The organism is Promicromonospora sp. NPDC110617 (assembly GCF_055598465.1).
Genome location: NZ_JBVKBM010000003.1, coordinates 332,595 through 349,955, shown reverse-complemented (window position 1 = coordinate 349,955; position 17,361 = coordinate 332,595). Strand labels below are relative to the sequence as shown.

Genomic DNA, 17,361 nt, shown 5'->3' with positions numbered 1-17,361 from the left:
GATCAGCGAGCCACCGACGCCCCGTACCGGCATGCCGGTACGGGCGTGCGGTCCCACCGGCGGCGCTCCTCGCGCGGCTGGAAGGAGAACGGGATGTCCACCTCGAACGGCCGGACCACGCCGCAACAGGCCAAGAAGCACAAGAACAAGAACAAGAACAAGAACCGGTCCGCGGACCGCGCGCCGCACGGTCTGAGCTATCAGGCCTGCGCGGTGATCGTCGCCGTCGCCGGGATGTGCGCCTGGGTCGCGCACGACGCCCTGGGCGGCGCCGTGCCGGCCACACCCGTGGCGGCGCCCGGCGTCGCGGCGCCGTCCGCACCCGCGCAGGCGGGCGACGTGTACGTGACCACCCCGCCGGCGGCGGCCACGCCGCCGGTCGTGCTCATGGTCGCGCCCGACGGTTCGGGCACGACGGCGGTGCGCGGGACGATGACGGGGGCGCACCCGTCGGGGGTGCCTGGCACCGCTGCGCCCGGCCCGGTGTCGGCGGGCGTCGCGCCGGCGGGTGTCGCACCGTGGGGCGTCGCACCGGCGGGCGTCGCACCGGCGGGCGTCGCACCGGCGGGCGTCGCACCGGCGGGCGGCACGCCGGCACCGACCCCGACGACGCCGGGGCAGGCGGCCGCTGCCGGCGGACCACCCGCCGGCGTGATCGTGGTGCCGACCGACCGGGAACCCGCTCCGGCGGCCGCGCCCCAGGACCGCCGGGTCAGCTACCAGGTGCTCGCCGCCGACGGCTCGATCGTCTACGTGGGCGCCGACGGGCGGCTCGTCGCGAACACGGGTGCCGTGTCGTCCAGCGGCGTGCTCGCCCTCGGGTCCGACGGGTCAGGGCTGCGGTCGGGCGAGTCGAGCGTCACGACGCCGCCCGGCGCGGCAGCCCCGGCGTCGTCGGCAGCGCAGGCCGGAGCCACGGCGGGCACGCACCAGAACGACTCGTTCGGCGGGATGCTCCTGGGCTACGGGCAGGGCAGCTCCATGGCGATCAGCGGCTTCGAGGACCACTCGGTGAGCGTCGTCGGCAGCGACCAGATCGTCACGTACGACGACTCGAACGTGTTCCTGGGCCGGGACGGCCGGATCAACGCGAACACGGGCGACACCGACTCCAGCGGCCTCAACGCGGTCGACGTGACCGGGTCCGTGGTCCGGTCGGGCAACTCGGGTGACGCCGAGGACACGGAGGAGGACGAGGAAGGCGAGGAGGGCGAGGACGAGGAGGAAGAGGAGCCCGGCGACGGCGCCGAGGAGGACGCTGCGGAACAGGGTCCCGCGGTGCCGTCCGCCGGACCGGCCGCACCCGCCACGTCCGGACCTGCGGCGTCCGGCCCCACCACCTCGGGCCACGCCACCGTGACGGACGAGGGCGAGTCGTCGGCCACCGGGGACGGCGCCCTCGTCGTCGGCGCCGACGGGTTCGACGACGTCTCGATCCGGAGCCGGGGCGACCGGAACGTGGTCACGTACGACGACTCGAACGTCGTGATCGGCGGCACCGGCCCGGTCAACAGCCAGATCGGCGACAGCGACACCGGGGGCGCCGTCGTGATGGGCGTGCACGGATCGGACGTGCGGGCGGGGTGCGAGGGCGACCTCTGCTACTCCGACTGACCGCTACTCCGACCGACCGCGGGCAGGAGCCCGCGCGGCAGGAAACCGTGGGCAGGAAACCGTGGGCAGGAAACCGTGGGCAGGAAACCGCGGGGCCGGGATAGCCGTCCCGGTCCCGCGGACCTACGCTGGAGAGGTACCCCTTCCGCGACGACGACGTGGCGGTGACATCCCATGGCCTGGACCTTCCTGACCCGCCAGAAGCCGGCCCCCGACCCGCTGGTGACTCTCCGGCTGCAGTCGCGGCTGGGCCAGCTCGCGGCCGAGCTGCGCCACGTCGAGGAGGACCCCGACCTGTACGCCCGCGCCCACCACTGGTTCGCCGTGCAGAACGCCTACGACGCGCTCCTGCGCGAGGCGTGCCGCCTCGCCGAGCTGCCGACCGACGCGGAGCCGTTGCGCGCGAGCGAGCGCTCGGCCGCGGACGAACGGCTGCGGGAGGAGCTGGAGCTCAGCGCACGCGGCTGGTCCTGGTGAGACGAGCCGCTGCCGCCAGAACCTACGGCCCCGCCTAGAGTCAGGGCATGTTCCCCTGGCTCGAGCTCGCCGGCTGGGTCGGCTCAGCGCTCGTCGTGCTGTCCCTCACGCAGGCGCGGGTGTTCCGCTTCCGCTGGCTCAACCTGACCGGCTCCCTCATCGCGACCGCCTACAACGCGATCCTGGGGATCTGGCCGTTCGTCGCGATGAACGCCGCGATCAGCCTCATCAACGTCTACTGGCTGCGGCGCCTGAACCGCGAGCGCCACGACGCCGCGGTGTACGAGGTGGTGGAGGTGGCGCCGGACGACGCGTACCTGCTGCACGTGCTGCGCACCCACGCGGCCGACATCGCGACCTTCGCCCCGGACTTCGTGGCGCAGCCGGAGCCGGGTGAGGGGCGTTCGGCGTTCCTGGTGCAGCGCGGCGACGAGACGGTGGGCGTGGTGGAGGTGCGTGACGCCGGGAACGGCGCGGGCGTGGTGGAGCTCGACTGGGTATCCAGGCGGTTCCGGGACCTGACGCCCGGCGAGTTCGTGTACCGGCGCAGCGGGATCTTCGCGGCCAAGGGCTTCGACCGCGTCGTCGTGCCGCGCGCCGCGCCGGGCGAGCACGCGTACCTGCGCGGCGTGGGCTTCCGCCCGGAGGGCGACGCGTGGGTGCGGGACGTCGTGGCCTGAGCGTGGCTTGAGCATGGCCGACGGCGGGTGAAAGCCGGCAGGGCCGTCTTGACAGCACGGGGGCGGCTGGGAAAACTCTTTCCCGCCGCTGGTCTGCATCGAGGCAATCCGGCGCCGCCGACACCGACGTCCGGGAGAGAACGTGCACCTGCCCACAGGCAACCGAAACAGCGGCAGACCGGGAGGCCGGCACGGACGCCGGCGGTCCCGGGTCGCGACGACCACCGCGCTGGCACTCCTCGTGCCCACGCTCCTCGTGCCCGCTGCGCTCGCGACCGCCGCCCCCGCCGTCGCCGGGCAGGAACCGGCCGGCGTCCTCGACGGCTGGACCGTGTCCTCGCCCGACCGGTCGATCGACGCCACCGTCGACGTCGTCGACGGGACCCTCACGTACGAGGTCGTGCGGGACGGGACCACCACGGTCGTCGCGCCGTCGGGCCTCGGCCTGACGCTGCGGGAGCCGGCGGTCGACCTGACGACGGGGCTGACGGTCGAGTCCACGGAGCGCGACGTCGTCGACGAGACCTGGACCCCCGCCTGGGGCAACGACGCCCGGGTGCGCAACCACGCGAACGAGCTGACGGTGCACGCCGTGCACGAGGCCTCAGGCGTCGAGCTGGACGTGGTCTTCCGCGTCTTCGACGACGGCGTGGGCTTCCGTTACACCTTCCCGGAGCAGGAGGGCCTCGGCGACGGCGTGGTCGTGTCCGGCGAGACGACGCAGTTCGCGCTGCCCGCCGACCTGACGGCCTACTCCATCCCGGCGGGGACGAAGTGGAGCGCGGACGAACAGCACTACCGCACGCAGCCGCTGCCCGACGTCGCCTCGGCGCAGACGCCGATCACGCTGTCCCGCGCGGACGGGCTGTTCCTGACCGTGCACGAGGCGGCCCTGATCGACTTCCCGAGCATGACGGTGGTGCGCGGCCAGGCGCCGGGCACGCTGGTCTCGGACCTGATCGCCCTGCCGAACGGCGACAAGGCGGTGATCGACGTGGACGCCGACGGGTTCAGCACGCCGTGGCGCACGCTCACCGTGGGCCGGACCGCGGGCGACCTCGCCGCCTCCCACCTCATCGAGAACCTCAACGCGCCGTGCGCCATCTGCGACGTCGATTCCGACGACGACGGCGCCGCGGACACGACCGACTGGATCGACCCCGGCACCTACGTCGGCGTGTGGTGGGAGCTGCAGCGGCGCGACACCACCTGGAACGCCGGGCCCAAGCACGGCGCCACCACGGCGCGCATCAAGGAGTACGTGGACCTCGCCGTCGAGTCCGGTGCCAAGTACGTGCTGGCCGAGGGCTGGAACCAGAACGCGGGCGGCGAGTGGAAGGGGCAGGACTTCGTCACGCCCCAGGCCGACGTCGACCTCGACGAGGTGCTGGCCTACGCGAAGGCGAACGGCGTCGGCTTCATGGCGCACAACGAGACCCGCGGCTACGTCGACTACTACGACGCGCACATGGACGAGATCTTCGACCAGTACCAGGAGTGGGGCATCCATGCCCTGAAGACCGGGTACGCCACGCGGTTCGAGCTGGGCGGCGTCAACCGCAGCCACTACGACCAGGAGGCGGTCAAGCACTACCAGCGGGTCGTCGAGTCCGCGGCGCGGCACCAGATCTCCGTCAACGCCCACGAGTCCATCAAGCCGACCGGCCTGTCGCGCACCTACCCGAACATGATGACGGGCGAGGGCGTGGCCGGCATGGAGCAGCACAACTACATGGGCGCGAGCGGCAACCCGCCCGAGCAGGCCACGATCCTGCCGTTCACGCGCTGGATGGGCGGCCCCGCGGACTACACGCCCGGCGTCCTGGCCGTGACGTGGGACCCGGCGAACCTCAAGACCCGGGTGCAGACCACCACGACGGCGCAGCTCGCGCTGTACCCGACGTTCTCCAGCCCGCTGCAGATGCTGGCGGACACCCCCGAGAACTATGCCGAGCACGCCGAGGCCTTCGCCTACCTCCACGACATGCCGACGGTCTGGGACGAGTCCCACGTGCTCGACGCCGTCCTCGGCGACCACACCGTGACGGCCCGGCGGAGCGGCACGACCTGGTACCTCGGGTCCGTCACCGACGAGAACGACCGCACCGTGCGGGTGCCGCTCACCTTCCTGGACGAGGGCACCACCTACGTGGCCGACGTCTACGCCGACGCCGGGGACGCGTCGTGGAAGGGCAACCCGACCGCCGTCGAGGTGACGCACTCGCTGGTGGACTCGACGGACACGATCGACGCCTCCATGGTCGGCGGCGGCGGGCACGCCGTGAAGCTGCGCCCCGCCACGCCGCAGGACGTCGCGGAGCTGGACGACTACGACGAGCCGACGTTCACCCTGGCCGGCACGCCGGACGTCGCCTACGACCCGACGACCGGCACCGTGACGGTCCACGCGACCGTCCGCAACGACGGCACCACGGCGGGCCAGGCCCGGATCGCCGTGGACGGCGCGCCGGTCGACGGCGCCGCGGGCCGGGTGGGCGGCGGCGCGACACGCACGTTCACGTTCGACGTCCCGGCCGACGACGTCGCCTACCGGACGGCGAACGCGATCGCCGTCCTCGGCGCGGACGGGACACCCGGGCGCCCCGTCTCCGTGCCGCTGCTGCCCCGCCCGGACGGGACCCTGGCCGACCTGCTGGACGACGAGGCGCAGCACCTGGCACCCACCCGGGCCGCGCTCCTTGCCGAGCGCGCCGAGGCGGCGCTGGACGCGGCGCGGGAGAACGACTTCCCCGCCGTCCGCCGGGCGATGCAGGCGGTCCGTCAGGCCGCACTCACCTCCTCCACCGAGGCGGTGCCGCCGGGCGTCGCGGACGAGATCGACGCGGTGGTGGAGCCGTACCTCGGCACCGCGGCGGGGCTGTTCGGCATCCTGGCGCTGATCCGCGACGCCGAGGACGCGTCCGCGATCGACCCGGCGACCGCCGTCGCACTGCGGGAGCCGGCCGCCCAGGCGGTGGCGCACGCCCGTTCCGGTGACTCGGGTTCGACGGACGAGGCGCTGAGCGTGCTGGCGGACCGGATCGCGGACGCCGAGGGCGACGACGCGGCCCTGGCCGCGCTGCTCGCGGCCGTCGAGGCCCAGCACGACGAGCAGGTCAGCGAGGCGGAGACGGCCACCCTGCTGGGCGGCGCGCGCACCAACGCCGAGCACCCCGGCTACACGGGCACCGGGTTCGTCCGCGACCTGACGAAGGTCGGGGCGGGCGTGCGGTTCACCTACGAGGCCGCGGCGCCCGTGACGGTCGAGCTGTCGTTCCGGTACGCCAACGGGATGGTCGTCGCGCCGCTGGACCGCCGGCTGTCCGTCTCCGTGGACGACGGCGCGGCACAGCCGGTCTCGTTCCCGAACCTCGGCCAGGGCGCCGACCGGTGGCGCATCTGGGACCACTCCCCCGGCGTGCTCGTCACGCTGGCGGCCGGGCGGCACGAGATCCTGCTGCACCACACCGCCGCCGACACGGGCAACATCAACCTGGACCACCTGCGGGTCACGGCGCGGCCCGGGGTCCTGACGGAGCCCGCCGCCGACGCTTGGGGCGCCCGAACCATCTACACGGCCGGGGACCGGGTCGCGCACGACGGCTCGCTCTGGCAGGCCTCCTGGTGGACCCAGAACCAGACGCCCGGTGCGTCGGCGTACGGGCCGTGGCAGGAGCTCGCCGAGTCCTGGGACGGCACCGCCGCCTGGACGCCGTCGCGCATCTTCGACACCGGCGACTTCGTGGAGCACGACGGCACCGTGTACGAGGCGAAGTGGTGGACCCGCAACCAGGAGCCGGGCGACCGGCACGAGCCGTGGCGGGAGATCGACTGACGGTCGCCTGCTCGACGGCGGACGGCGGGTGGCGGCGTCAGGTGGCGGGCGGCGGCGTCAGGTGGCCTCGGGATCGGCCCCCTGCGCCGCGCGTCCGCCGTCGACGGGCAGCACCGCCCCGTTGACGAACCCGGCGGCGTCCGACAGCAGGAACGCCACGGCCTCGGCGACCTCCTCGCCCGTGCCGACCCGGCCGAGCGGGTGCAGGGCAGCCATCTGCGCGTCGACGCCGGGGTGCTCCCGCCGGTACTCCTCGTACCGCGCCGTCGTCACGGACCCGAGGGCCACCGCGTTGGTGCGGATGCCGTCGGGTCCGTGGTCGACGGCGACGGCGCGGGTCAGCGCCTCGACCGCACCCTTGGCGGTGGCGTACGGCAGGGCGCCGCGCACCGGCCGCTGCGCCTGGTGCGACGAGACGTTCACGATCGCGCCGGGCCGGCCGAGCCGCAGGAGGTGGCCGACGGCGGTGTGGCAGCCCGTCACCGCGAGCGCCAGGTTCGCGGTGATCATCGCGAGCACGTCCGACGGCGGGGCCGTGATCGGGGCGTCGCGGAAGATCGCGGCGTTGTTGACCCAGCCGGCCAGCGGGGCCGCCGCCTCCGCGGCGTCGGCGGCGCGGCGGGCGACGTCGGGATCCGCGGCGTCGCCGCTGACGAGCGTGACGCGGGGGTGCGCCCAGCCGAGCGGTCCGGCGAGGTCGAGGACCACGACGTGGCCGTCGGCCGCGAGCCGCAGCGCGATCGCGCGGCCCACGCCCTGCCCGCCGCCGGTGACGACGTAGGAGCGTGGGACGGCGGGGCCTGTTGGTCCGGGTGCGTGCGGGCTGGGGCTGGACGGTTCCGGGTGCGCGGCCATCCCCCGATCCTGCACCCGGCGGGCGGCGGGGACCGCGTGGCCCCGGGAACGGGTGCTGCGGGGAACGGGTGGCGTGGGACCGAGTAGGGTGCGGCGCGGACGCACCAGAGCGGCCCGACGAAGGAGGAGCACCAGGGTGTACGACCACGTCACGGCGCGTCGGCGCCCGCCCGTCAGCCTGCTCGTGTGGGTGCTCGCCGCCCTGCTGCTGTTCGGCGCGGTGATCGGCACGATCTGGGTGCTGAGCCGAGACGTCGCCGGGCAGGACGCTGCCGGGCAGGCCTCGGCCAGTACCTCCGCGAGCGCGGTGCCGAGCCCCACGGAGGCGAGCCCGGTGAGTGCCTCGGCCAGCCCGGAGCCGTCGCCCACGCCGAGCGCCCCACCGCCGGAGCCTGCGCCGGTCACGCTGCAGGGCGTGGCATCCGGCCGGTGCCTCGACGTGCCCGGCGGCGTCGCCGCGGACGGCGCGGCCCTGCAGATCTACGACTGCAACGGGTCGCCGGCCCAGCAGTGGACGGCGTCGGCCGCCGGGGAGCTGCGGGTGCTCGGGACGCTGTGCCTGGACGACCCGAGCGGCGGTGCGCAGGGCACCGCCGCCCAGGTCTGGACGTGCCACGGCGGCGCCAACCAGCAGTGGGCCCCGCAGGCCGACGGCACCGTGCGCAACGCCGCGACCGGGCTGTGCCTCGACGTCTCCAACGCGCTGACGGACAACGGCACGCCCGCGATCATGTACGGCTGCCACGCCGGGGACAACCAGCGCTGGACGGTCTCCTGACGGGCTGTGCGGTCGGCAGTTCGGGCGGTCGGCAGAATGTCAGGTGGTCGGCATTCCGAGCTGCCGACCACCTGACATTCTGCCGACCACCCGAATTGCACTGACGGTCCGCCGCTGACCTGCCGCTCGGCCGTCCCGCCCGGGCCTCAGACCCGCGGCGGAGCCTCGGCCAGCTCACGCAGGGCCTCGACCGCGAGGGCGTGGTCGTCCTGCTGCGCCAGCCCGGACACGGTGACGACGCCGACGATGCCCACGCCCGCAACGCGGACCGGGAAGGCGCCGCCGTGGGCCGAGTACTCCTGGAACAGCAGCCCGTGGTCGGCGTTGAAGTCGGTGCCCTTGGCCTTGGCCCGCAGGCCCACGAGGTAGGAGGACGCCCCGAACCGGTAGACCACCCGCACCTTGCGCTTGATCCACGAGTCGTTGTCGGGCGTGGTGCCGGGCCGCGCCGCGTGGAAGACCTGCTGCGTGCCCTTGCGGATGTCGATCGTCACGGGCAGGTCGCGCTCGACCGCCAGCTCGACCAGGAGGCTGCCGAGCCGCCAGGCGTCGTCGTTCGTGAACGTCGGCAGGACCAGCTCGGCCTCCTGGGCCTCGACCTCGGTGATGATCGCGGTGACATCTGATTCGCTCATGGGCCCATCCTGCCCTGCCCGCGACCCCGTCCCCTTTGAGGCCCGGGTTTCTTCGCTTTGAGCCGGCTCAAAGCGAAGAAACCCGGGCCTCAAAGGGGACGTCGACGGCGGGTCAGTCGACGGCGGGTCAACCGGACAGACCGGGCGGCCCCCCGCGCAGCCCCTCAGGCGGACCGGTCAGGACGCCTCGTACGTGGCCGACACGTGGTAGACGCCGCCGCCCCAGCCGTCGGCCGGGAACGCGTCGGACACGCGGATGTAGGCGGCCTTGTCGGCGCCGAGGTGCTCGGTCAGGTCGAGGGTGTGCTCGGCCCGGTTGGAGCCGTCCCGGATCTGTTCGTCCTCGGCCAGGACCGTGGTCCAGCTCGCGCCGTCCGGGCTGACCTCGACGACGTACTGGTTGTCGATCGTCAGCGTCGCCTGTGCCGACGTCGTGCCCGCGGGGAACGGGAAACGGTAGACGAAGGCGCTCTCGCCGTCGGCGTACCTGCTGCCGCCCCCGCTGAAGCCCGAGCCGCCGGCGTCGAACAGCCAGGGGATCTCCTCGGGTGACCCGGCGGCGAAGTCGACGACGGCCGCGACCAGCACCTCCGCGCGCGCGGTGTAGGTCAGGCCCGACCGCGCGGTGACGGTCACGCTCACCGGGTAGCTGCCGTCGGCGGTGCCGGCCGGGATCCGCACGTCCACCGGGACGGTGGCCCGCGCGGGGTCGGCGTGGCCGGACGGGTTGAGCCGCAGCGTCCGGTCCGCGGTGACCTTCCAGCCCCGCGGCCCGGTGGTCCGCACGGTCACGGGGAGTGCCTCGGGGCGGGCGGACGTCGCGGCCACCCCGACGTCGAGCCCCACCCGCGTGGCCTGGCCGGTGCTCGGCATCACGGCGACGACGGCGGGCGACGCGGCGGCCGAGAGGGTGCGGCGCGGCTGCTCCCGCGGGACGTCCGCGATCAGCGCGCTCAGGGCGCTGGCCTGGGTGCGCCAGTCGAACACGTTGGGCTGCTCGGCGGTGCCGCCGGCCCAGCGCAGGCCCAGCCGGCCGACGACGTCGCGGTCGTTGGCCCAGACGGACGCCGCCTGGTCGGCGACGAACTGCGTGTACGCCGGCTCGCCCGTGGCGTCGGCGAGCTCCATCAGGTACCGCTGGAAGATGCCCTTGAACTGCTTCTGGTTGTCGTCGCAGCTCCGCCCGGCCGCCTCGCACCACTCGGTCAGGACGCCGTTCCTGACCAGCACGTCGGACTCCAGCGCGGAGTCGGCGAGGTACGTCGCGGTGTCGAGCAGCTCGGGGTCGCCCGTGGCCCGCCACAGCTCCAGCGCCGCGCCGATGCCGAGGCCCTGGTTGTACGTCCAGACCGTGTCGTTGTTGCTGCTGCAGTCGTCGCGCAGCCCGTCGTTGACCAGGCCGTTCGCGTTGATCATCCCGCTGCCGACGTACCAGTCCCAGGCCTCCTGGGAGCGGTCCAGCCAGAGCGTGTCGCCCGGGAGCCGGTTGTGCAGCTCGGCGGTCAGGCGCACCCACTGGCCGTTGGTGACGGCGTTCTTGTAGGTGCGTTCCTCGTTCCACCAGATGCCGCCGCCGCAGGTGCTGGTGTCCCAGAACTCGTTCATGAACTCGCCGATGGTGACCGCCATGTCGAGGTACTTCTCGTCGCCCGTCAGGTCGTAGGCGGTGACCCAGTTGAGCCCCCACCACCCGGAGTCGTCGATGGCGCGGCTGGTGAAGTTGCCGTAGATCTCGTCCGTGGACCGCTCGCCGGCCGGGAACGGGCCCTTGTTGGTCTCGAAGCTGTGGTCGAGCTCGGTGAGGTAGCGCCGGTCGCCCGTGCGGGCCATGTAGTCGCCGATGGTCTGCAGCGCGACGGCGGAGTTCCACCAGCTCGACGCGAACCATGCCTTCTGCTGGTCGTAGGAGTCCATCAGGACGTCGGCGGAGACCCGCGCGTCCGCGACGGCGGTCGCAGCGTCGGCGTCGTCCACCGACACGGCCGTGGGTTCGGTGGGTGGCGGCCCGGCGTGGGCCAGGGCGACTGGTTGCAGGCCGGCGATCACAGCGATGGCCAGCAGGACACGTCGGGTACGACGCAACATCGACATCGATGGGCTCCTCCCCCTGGGCGCGACGTTGCCCCCAGGCGCTCGTGATTTCACCCAAAACCTACAGGACAATAGGATGAAATACACCCATTCGATGACAGCGGTGTCGGCGTCGTCGCCGACGAGAGCACATCGGGGGCACGAGCACCCGCTGAACCCGACACCCCACCCTCGACGGGGACGCCCACCAGAAGTGCGCATCTACCCAGTCATTGGGCCCGAAATCAGCCTCGTTTCGGGCCCAATGGCTAGGTAGAAGCGCACCTTGACTTCGGCCGGGCTTACGGGCGCGACGGGGCCGGGTCGGCCGGGCACGCCTCGGCGGCGAGCTGCTCCGGGTCAACCGAGTCCGGGTCAACCGAGTCCGGGTCGGCCGAGTCCGGGTCGGCCGAGGTCCGCGACTCGGCCGGGCGCGCGTCCACGGCGAGGTCCGCCGGGTCGGCCGGGCAGTCGTCCGCCAGCGCCGCGCGGGTCGCCGGTGCCGGGTCGGCCGGGCAGTCGTCCGCCGATGCCGCGCGGGCCGCCGGCGCCGGGTCCGCCGGGCAGTCGTCCGCCGGATCCCCCGACGTCGACCTCCCCGCTGCCGGCACCCCCGACCCCGCCGCCTCCGACACGGACACCCCCGCCGCCGACGTCACCGCCAGCCGACGGTCGGGGTCCAGGCGGGTCAGGATCGCGAACGCGAGCCGGGCCAGGTCGTCGACGTCGCCCTCGGTGAGCCCGTCCAGGATCATGCTGGAGACCGCGTCGGCGTACAGCGGCGTGCCGTCCCGGTAGACCTCGCGGCCGCGGTCGGTCAGCACCGCGTTGGTCGCCCGCGCGTCCTCGGCACACGGCGCGCGGCGCACGAGCCCCTTGCGCTCCAGCCCGGTGACCACGCGCGACAGCCGCGCGAGCGTCGCGTTGGTGCGCGACGCGAGGGCGCTGAGCCGGAGCGTGCCGTCGCCCGTCTCCGCGAGCGCCTCCAGCAGCGTGAACTCGAACGACGTGAGCCCGGCGGGCTGCATGCGCTTGTCGAGCGCCGTCGGCAGCAGCTCCAGCAGGGCGTGCAGGCGCGCGACCGCGACCCGCTCGGGGTACCTCAGCTCGCGCTCGTCCATGTCGCCATCCTAACAGTTGGTTGCACCTACAACTAAAGCGGTCTATGGTCAGTGCTTGTAGGTACAACCAACCGGCCCGCGGCCCTCATCCAGGGAACGGGCAGATCCAAGGGAGTAGCACCATGGCCAGCATCACGATCATCGGCACCGGCGCGATGGCGAACGCGATCGGCGGCGTCCTCGCCGAGGGCGGGCACGACGTCGCCCACGTCGCCAAGGCCGAGGTCGGCACCGCTCCGATCACGGGCGACATCGTGGTCCTCGCGGTCCCCTACGCGGCGCTGGACGGCATCGCGTCGGCGTACGCCACCCAGCTCGCCGGCAAGGTGGTCGTGGACATCACCAACCCGCTGAACTTCGAGACCTTCGACTCGCTGGTCGTGCCCGCCGGATCCTCCGCCGCCGCCGAGCTCCAGGCCAAGCTGCCCGCCAGCCACGTGCTCAAGGCCTTCAACACCACGTTCGCCGCCACGCTCGGCGCCAAGCAGGTGGGCGCCCTGCCCACCACCGTGCTGGTCGCCGGGGACGACGCCGCCGCCAAGCAGGCGCTGATCTCGGCGGTCACGTCCTCCGGCCTCGCCGCGATCGACGCCGGCTCGCTGGAGCGCGCGCACGAGCTGGAGGCGATCGGCTTCCTGCAGCTCACCCTCGCCGTCGGCGAGCAGCTCCCCTGGACCGGCGGCCTCGCCGTCGCCCGCTGACCGCTCGCCGCACCCGACACGAGCACCCCTACCCCGCCCCGGACCTGGAGCACCCCATGAACCCGACCGACCCGCCCGCCGTCGACGACCGCATCATCTCCCCCGCCCTGGCGATGGACGCCGTCACGCTGCGCGTGGGCGACCTCGACACCATGGCCGCCTACTACGGCTCGGCGTTCGCGCTCGAACCGCTGCAGGAGCGCGGCAGCGGCCGCGAGGTGCACCGGGTCCTGGGGCGGGGCACGACGCCGCTGCTGCGGCTCGTGCACACGCCCGACCTGCCCACGGGCGACCACCGGCAGGCCGGGCTGTTCCACACGGCCTTCCTGTTCGACGACGCCGCGGCGCTCGCCGCCACTGTCTACCGCGCCGCGCAGGACGCCCGCGGCACGTTCACGGGCTCCAGCGACCACCTGGTCAGCGAGGCGTTCTACTTCACCGACCCCGAGGGCAACGGCGTGGAGCTCTACACGGACCGGCCGCGCGAGCAGTGGGTGCGCGACCGGGGCCAGATCAAGATGGACACCGTGTGGCTGGACCCCAACGCGTATCTGCGCTCGCACCTGACCGAGGCGGATCTGGGCGCCGCGCCCAGCCGGTCCGGCCGGGTGGGCCACGTGCACCTGCAGGTGGGCGACGTCGCCGCCGCGAGATCGTTCTACGTGGACGCACTGGGCCTGGAGACCACGCTCACCGACATCCCCGGCGCGCTGTTCGCCTCGGCGGGCGGGTACCACCATCACATCGCGATGAACACCTGGAACAGTGCGGGTGCCGGGCCGCGTGCCGCGAGCCTCGGGCTGGGCGACGTCGCGATCACCGTGCCCGGCCGCGAGGACCTCGACGCCCTGGTGGCCCGTCTGCGGGCCGTGTCGGTCCCGTTCGCCGACGACGGCCGCTCCGTCACCGTCGCCGACCCGTGGGACACCCAGGTGACCGTCGCCGTGCCGGGGGCGTCCGCCGAGGACCTGCTGACGCGATAGGCCCCCGAGCAGCCTGACCCTTGGGCCGACCCGGGGCCGGCCCTCAGCGCGTCGAGCTGCCCGGCACCAGCTCGGTGGGCAGCGACAGCTTGGTCACCTGCCCGGGGTCGCGGAGCTGGTCCAGCACGAGTCGGACCGCCTCCGCCCCCATGCGCGCCTCGTCCTGCCGGATGTGCGTGAACCGGTACCGCGCCTGGTCGTAGAACGCGTCCGGGTGGTCGAAGCAGACGATGCCGAGGTCGCCGGGCACGTCGCGCCCGGCCCGGTGGGCGGCCTCCCGCAGCAGGACGGCGATGTTGTACTCCGTCGCCACGAGCCCGGTCAGCCCGGGGTTGGCGGCGAGGAACTTCTCCAGGGCGGCGATGTCGTCGTCGGGCGCCACGCCGCTGCCCGGCACCGTCGAACGGACCTGCCGGAACTGGTGCGCGGGGTCGAACGGCACGTTCCGGGTCGCGTGGGCGTCGACGACCCCGTCGAGCCGGTCCTGCACCGTGGAGACCGTGCTCGTCGCCGAGACGAGGCCCACGTGGTCGTACCCGGCGGCGAACAGCGTCTCCGCGGCCTGACGGCCCGCCGAGACGTTGTCGGAGCAGACCGACGACACCGGGACGCCGTCGAACACCCGGTCCAGGATCGCCACCGGGAACGACTGCGTGATGAGCTCCAGCACGGCCGGGGGCACGTACTGCGACGAGCTCGGCTCCAGGATCAGGCCCTGGACGCCGTCCGCCACGAGCGAGCGCACCAGGTCGCCCTCCGCCTCGCCGTCCCCCAGGCTGCGCTTCATGACGAGGTTGGCCGTGGTGCCCGACGCGTCGAGCAGGCCCGCCAGGACGCGGGTGCCGAACGTGTCGTCGAAGTCCGTCAGCACGCACCCGATCAGCGGGCTCGGCCCGCCGCCCGGGCCGAGGGCGTTCGTGGCGGTCTCGCTCACCACCACCGTGCCGAGCCGCGGGCGGCGCGTGATGTAGCCGTCGTCGCGCAGCAGGTCCATGGCGCGCTTGAGCGTGATCGCGCTGACCCCGAGCTGTTTGGTCAGCTCGGCCTCGGCGGGCATCCGGTCGCCCACGCGGTACGTGCCGGTGTGGATCGCGTCGCGGAGCTTCTCGTACACCTCGAGGTAGAGCGGCTGGCTCACTGATGCCCCTTCACCGAATGGATATGACCGATGAATCTACCGTGACCAGGCGTCCGATCCGGTCTCCAGCGCGGCGCGCAGCTCCAGGGCCATGATGGCGCTGAGCTGGGTCGAGTAGTACACCGGCGGCTCGGCGGGACGGCGCCAGTCGTCGCCCGCCAGGAGCGACCCGTCCCGCTGCCCCGTCGACCACAGCGCGTCGGTGCTCGTGCGGACGAAGTCCACGAGCGGCGCGGCGTCGGGCGAGTCCGGGCCGAGGCGGCCCAGCAGCGTGCCCAGGTAGCGGTAGAGCACGCCCTTGAACAGGCCCTCGTCGCCGCCGGAGCCCTCGCTGCCGACCACGCCGTCGGGCGCGAGCTCGGCGACCGCCGTCGTCGCGGTCCGCACGGCCGCGGCCACGAGCTCCGGCCGGTGCAGGACGGCGTCGAGCGCGACCGCCGCACCCACGTACAGACCCTGGTTGTAGGTGAACCGCCACTGCGTGTCGATCCGGCCGTCGCCCTCGCGGTTGATGCCGTCCTCGACGAACCCGTCGGGGCCCACGAGCGTGGCGGTGATCCAGTCGAACGCGACCGTGCCGTGGTCCAGGTACCGCGGGTCCGGGTCGTGCCCGTGCAGCCGCGCGGACAGGATGGCGAACGGCCCGTTGGCCGGGGTGTTCTTGTAGTACGGCTGCTGCTTGCGCCAGGCGACGCTCGCGCCGTGCGTCTCGTTCCACCCGTGCTCGACGACGTGCGCCCAGATGGCGCGGGCGTCGTCCAGGGGCTCCGCACGCCCCGTCGCCCGTGCCAGCCGCTCCAGGGCGAGCGCGTACCAGAGCATGTCGTCGAAGTAGTCGTTGAACAGCGAGCCGTCGTTCCGCGAGCGCAGGTTCGCGCTGGTCGCCTCCGCCGCCGCGAGCCACTCCTGCTCCCCCGTGCGCAGATACGCGTCGAGCCGCGCGTCGACGACGTGCGCCAGCCACCAGTAGTTGAACGTCGAGTTGTCCCCGGCGGGGTAGGTGTTGTCCAGCTGCTGCGGCTCCGGCGCGCCGAAGAAGTGGTCCAGGCCGCGCTGGGCCAGGTCGGCGCGGGCGGGCCAGGGGTTGCCGGGCCGGTCGTTCTCGGACAGGGCGTGCGAGGCGTTCACAGGTCTCCTAGGTCGTGCGCGTCCGGGACGCGCGGGGGTGGGCGTGCCGCCCGCCTCGTCGGGGCGGGCGGCACGCGGCGGGGTCACTGCGCGTTGTCGGCCAGGATCCGGTCGCCCAGCTCCTGCGCCTCCTGCAGCGCGGTGGCGGCGTCGGTCTCGCCCCCCAGGAACTTCTCCAGGGCGGGGATCAGGGCCTTGCCCTCGACGTCGGACGCGCCGGGGATGTTGGAGCGGACCTGCGCGTACTCCATCGTCTCGATGAAGGCCTGGTACCGGTCGTCCTCCGTGAAGTACGGGTCGTTGGCGGCCTCGATGTTCGCGGGGATCCAGCCGGAGATCTTGGCGAAGTCCACGCCGTTGGCGGGCTGCGTGGTCCACCACTTCATGAACTCCCAGGCGCCGTCCGGGTTCTGCGCGCCCTGCGGGATGACCAGGCCGAACCCGCCCATCCCGGCGCCCTGGTCGCCGTCGGGGCCGACGGGCGGCTGCACGATGCCGTAGTCCACCTCGGCCTCGTCCAGCGCGGTCAGCGCCCACGGCCCGTCGTACTTGATGGCCGTGGAGCCCTCCGCGAAGGAGTCGACGCCCTCGCCGAAGCCGGGCTCGTACACGCCGGCGTCCAGCAGGCCCTGCCAGAACTCCAGCACCTCCAGCCCCTCCGGGCTGTTGAACGCCGTGGTGGCGCCGTCGTCGGAGAACATCTGGCCGCCCGCCTGGCGCAACCAGATGTTGAACAGGCCCGGGTCGTCCAGGGCGAAGCCTGCGACGGACAGCTTGCCCCCGTCACGCTCGGTGACCGCCTCGGCCGCCTTCTTCAGGGAGTCCCAGTCGGTCGGCGGCTCGACGCCGGCGTCCGCGAGGAGCTCGGTGTTGTAGAACAGCGACCGGTTGTCCACGAGCAGGGGCAGCCCGTAGGTCTCCCCGTCGACCACGAGCTCGCCCATGGCCTGGTCGTAGAACTGGGCGGTGTCGACGCCGTCCGCCGCGAGGTACTCGTCGAGCGGCGCCAGGGCGTTCTTGGGGACGTACAGCGGGGTGTTGTACCGGTCCCAGAGGACGACGTCGGGCACGCTGCCGGAGGCGAGGGCCGTGAGCAGCTTCTCCTCCACGAGCTCCTGGCCGACGTACGTGACCTCGTACTCGTCCTGGGCCTCGTTGAAGGCGTCGGCCTGCGCCTGGAGCTGCTTGGCCTGGGCGCCCGACCAGGAGCCCCAGAAGGTGACCTCCTCCGGACCGCCGCCGGAGCCGCCGTCCGACGCGCTCCCGCAGGCGCCCAGGGCGCCCACCATGACTGCTGCCGCGGCGAGGGCCCCGGTGATACGTGCTGCAGACCTCATGACTCTGCT

The 17,361-nt window shown here is 73.3% G+C and carries 14 protein-coding genes; 7 read left to right on the top strand and 7 right to left on the bottom strand.

Annotated features, from left to right (window positions below; all coding sequences use genetic code 11):
* Window positions 1-93 precede the first annotated feature (93 nt).
* The 4 genes from ACZ7LE_RS19235 (at window position 94) to ACZ7LE_RS19220 (ending at window position 6,606) form a co-directional block, all read left to right on the top strand.
* A complete protein-coding gene (locus ACZ7LE_RS19235; protein WP_470404853.1) occupies window positions 94-1,614 on the top strand; it encodes a hypothetical protein in 1,521 nt (506 codons plus the stop codon).
* 174 nt (window positions 1,615-1,788) lie between these two features.
* Complete coding sequence (locus ACZ7LE_RS19230) at window positions 1,789-2,091, top strand: hypothetical protein (protein WP_470404852.1); 303 nt, start codon at window positions 1,789-1,791, stop codon at window positions 2,089-2,091.
* A 47-nt stretch (window positions 2,092-2,138) separates the two neighbouring features.
* On the top strand, window positions 2,139-2,771 hold the full coding sequence (locus tag ACZ7LE_RS19225; protein ID WP_470404851.1) for a hypothetical protein: 633 nt from the start codon (window positions 2,139-2,141) through the stop codon (window positions 2,769-2,771).
* Between the two features lie 241 nt (window positions 2,772-3,012).
* Entirely contained in the window at window positions 3,013-6,606 is a 3,594-nt protein-coding gene (locus ACZ7LE_RS19220) for a glycoside hydrolase family 97 N-terminal domain-containing protein (protein ID WP_470404850.1), read from the top strand.
* A 57-nt stretch (window positions 6,607-6,663) separates the two neighbouring features.
* Here ACZ7LE_RS19220 and ACZ7LE_RS19215 read toward each other — a convergent pair whose 3' ends face one another.
* On the bottom strand, window positions 6,664-7,461 hold the full coding sequence (locus ACZ7LE_RS19215) for an SDR family NAD(P)-dependent oxidoreductase (RefSeq protein WP_470404849.1): 798 nt from the start codon (window positions 7,459-7,461) through the stop codon (window positions 6,664-6,666).
* A 136-nt stretch (window positions 7,462-7,597) separates the two neighbouring features.
* On the opposite strand from ACZ7LE_RS19215, the gene ACZ7LE_RS19210 reads away from it, so the two are divergent.
* A complete protein-coding gene (locus ACZ7LE_RS19210; RefSeq protein WP_470404848.1) occupies window positions 7,598-8,239 on the top strand; it encodes an RICIN domain-containing protein in 642 nt (213 codons plus the stop codon).
* Between the two features lie 146 nt (window positions 8,240-8,385).
* Here the strand turns inward: ACZ7LE_RS19210 and ACZ7LE_RS19205 are convergent, their stop codons facing one another.
* From ACZ7LE_RS19205 to ACZ7LE_RS19195, 3 genes are all read right to left on the bottom strand, one after another.
* Window positions 8,386-8,874 (bottom strand): heme-degrading domain-containing protein, encoded by a 489-nt coding sequence (locus tag ACZ7LE_RS19205; protein WP_470404847.1) that lies wholly within the window; start codon window positions 8,872-8,874, stop codon window positions 8,386-8,388.
* 177 nt (window positions 8,875-9,051) lie between these two features.
* Window positions 9,052-10,965, bottom strand: a complete 1,914-nt coding sequence (locus ACZ7LE_RS19200) for a glycoside hydrolase family 76 protein (RefSeq protein WP_470404846.1) — start codon at window positions 10,963-10,965, stop codon at window positions 9,052-9,054.
* A 281-nt stretch (window positions 10,966-11,246) separates the two neighbouring features.
* Window positions 11,247-12,065 carry a MarR family winged helix-turn-helix transcriptional regulator gene (locus ACZ7LE_RS19195; RefSeq protein WP_470404845.1) on the bottom strand — a complete coding sequence of 273 codons (819 nt, stop codon included), beginning with the start codon at window positions 12,063-12,065 and terminating at the stop codon, window positions 11,247-11,249.
* Window positions 12,066-12,187: 122 nt separating this feature from the next.
* On the opposite strand from ACZ7LE_RS19195, the gene ACZ7LE_RS19190 reads away from it, so the two are divergent.
* Both ACZ7LE_RS19190 and ACZ7LE_RS19185 read left to right on the top strand, forming a co-directional pair.
* The gene (locus ACZ7LE_RS19190) at window positions 12,188-12,766 is read left to right on the top strand and encodes an NADPH-dependent F420 reductase (protein WP_470404844.1); all 579 of its coding nucleotides are present in this window, start codon (window positions 12,188-12,190) and stop codon (window positions 12,764-12,766) included.
* Window positions 12,767-12,822: 56 nt separating this feature from the next.
* Window positions 12,823-13,749 carry a VOC family protein gene (locus tag ACZ7LE_RS19185; RefSeq protein ID WP_470404843.1) on the top strand — a complete coding sequence of 309 codons (927 nt, stop codon included), beginning with the start codon at window positions 12,823-12,825 and terminating at the stop codon, window positions 13,747-13,749.
* Window positions 13,750-13,792: 43 nt separating this feature from the next.
* Here ACZ7LE_RS19185 and ACZ7LE_RS19180 read toward each other — a convergent pair whose 3' ends face one another.
* The 3 genes from ACZ7LE_RS19180 to ACZ7LE_RS19170 all read right to left on the bottom strand — a co-directional run bounded on the left by ACZ7LE_RS19180 (window position 13,793) and on the right by ACZ7LE_RS19170 (window position 17,352).
* Complete coding sequence (locus tag ACZ7LE_RS19180) at window positions 13,793-14,887, bottom strand: GntR family transcriptional regulator (RefSeq protein WP_470404842.1); 1,095 nt, start codon at window positions 14,885-14,887, stop codon at window positions 13,793-13,795.
* Window positions 14,888-14,923: 36 nt separating this feature from the next.
* Window positions 14,924-16,015: a glycoside hydrolase family 76 protein gene (locus tag ACZ7LE_RS19175; protein WP_470404841.1), complete on the bottom strand. Its 1,092-nt coding sequence runs from the start codon at window positions 16,013-16,015 to the stop codon at window positions 14,924-14,926.
* An 83-nt stretch (window positions 16,016-16,098) separates the two neighbouring features.
* A complete protein-coding gene (locus ACZ7LE_RS19170; protein ID WP_470404840.1) occupies window positions 16,099-17,352 on the bottom strand; it encodes an ABC transporter substrate-binding protein in 1,254 nt (417 codons plus the stop codon).
* Between the last annotated feature and the right edge of the window lie 9 nt (window positions 17,353-17,361).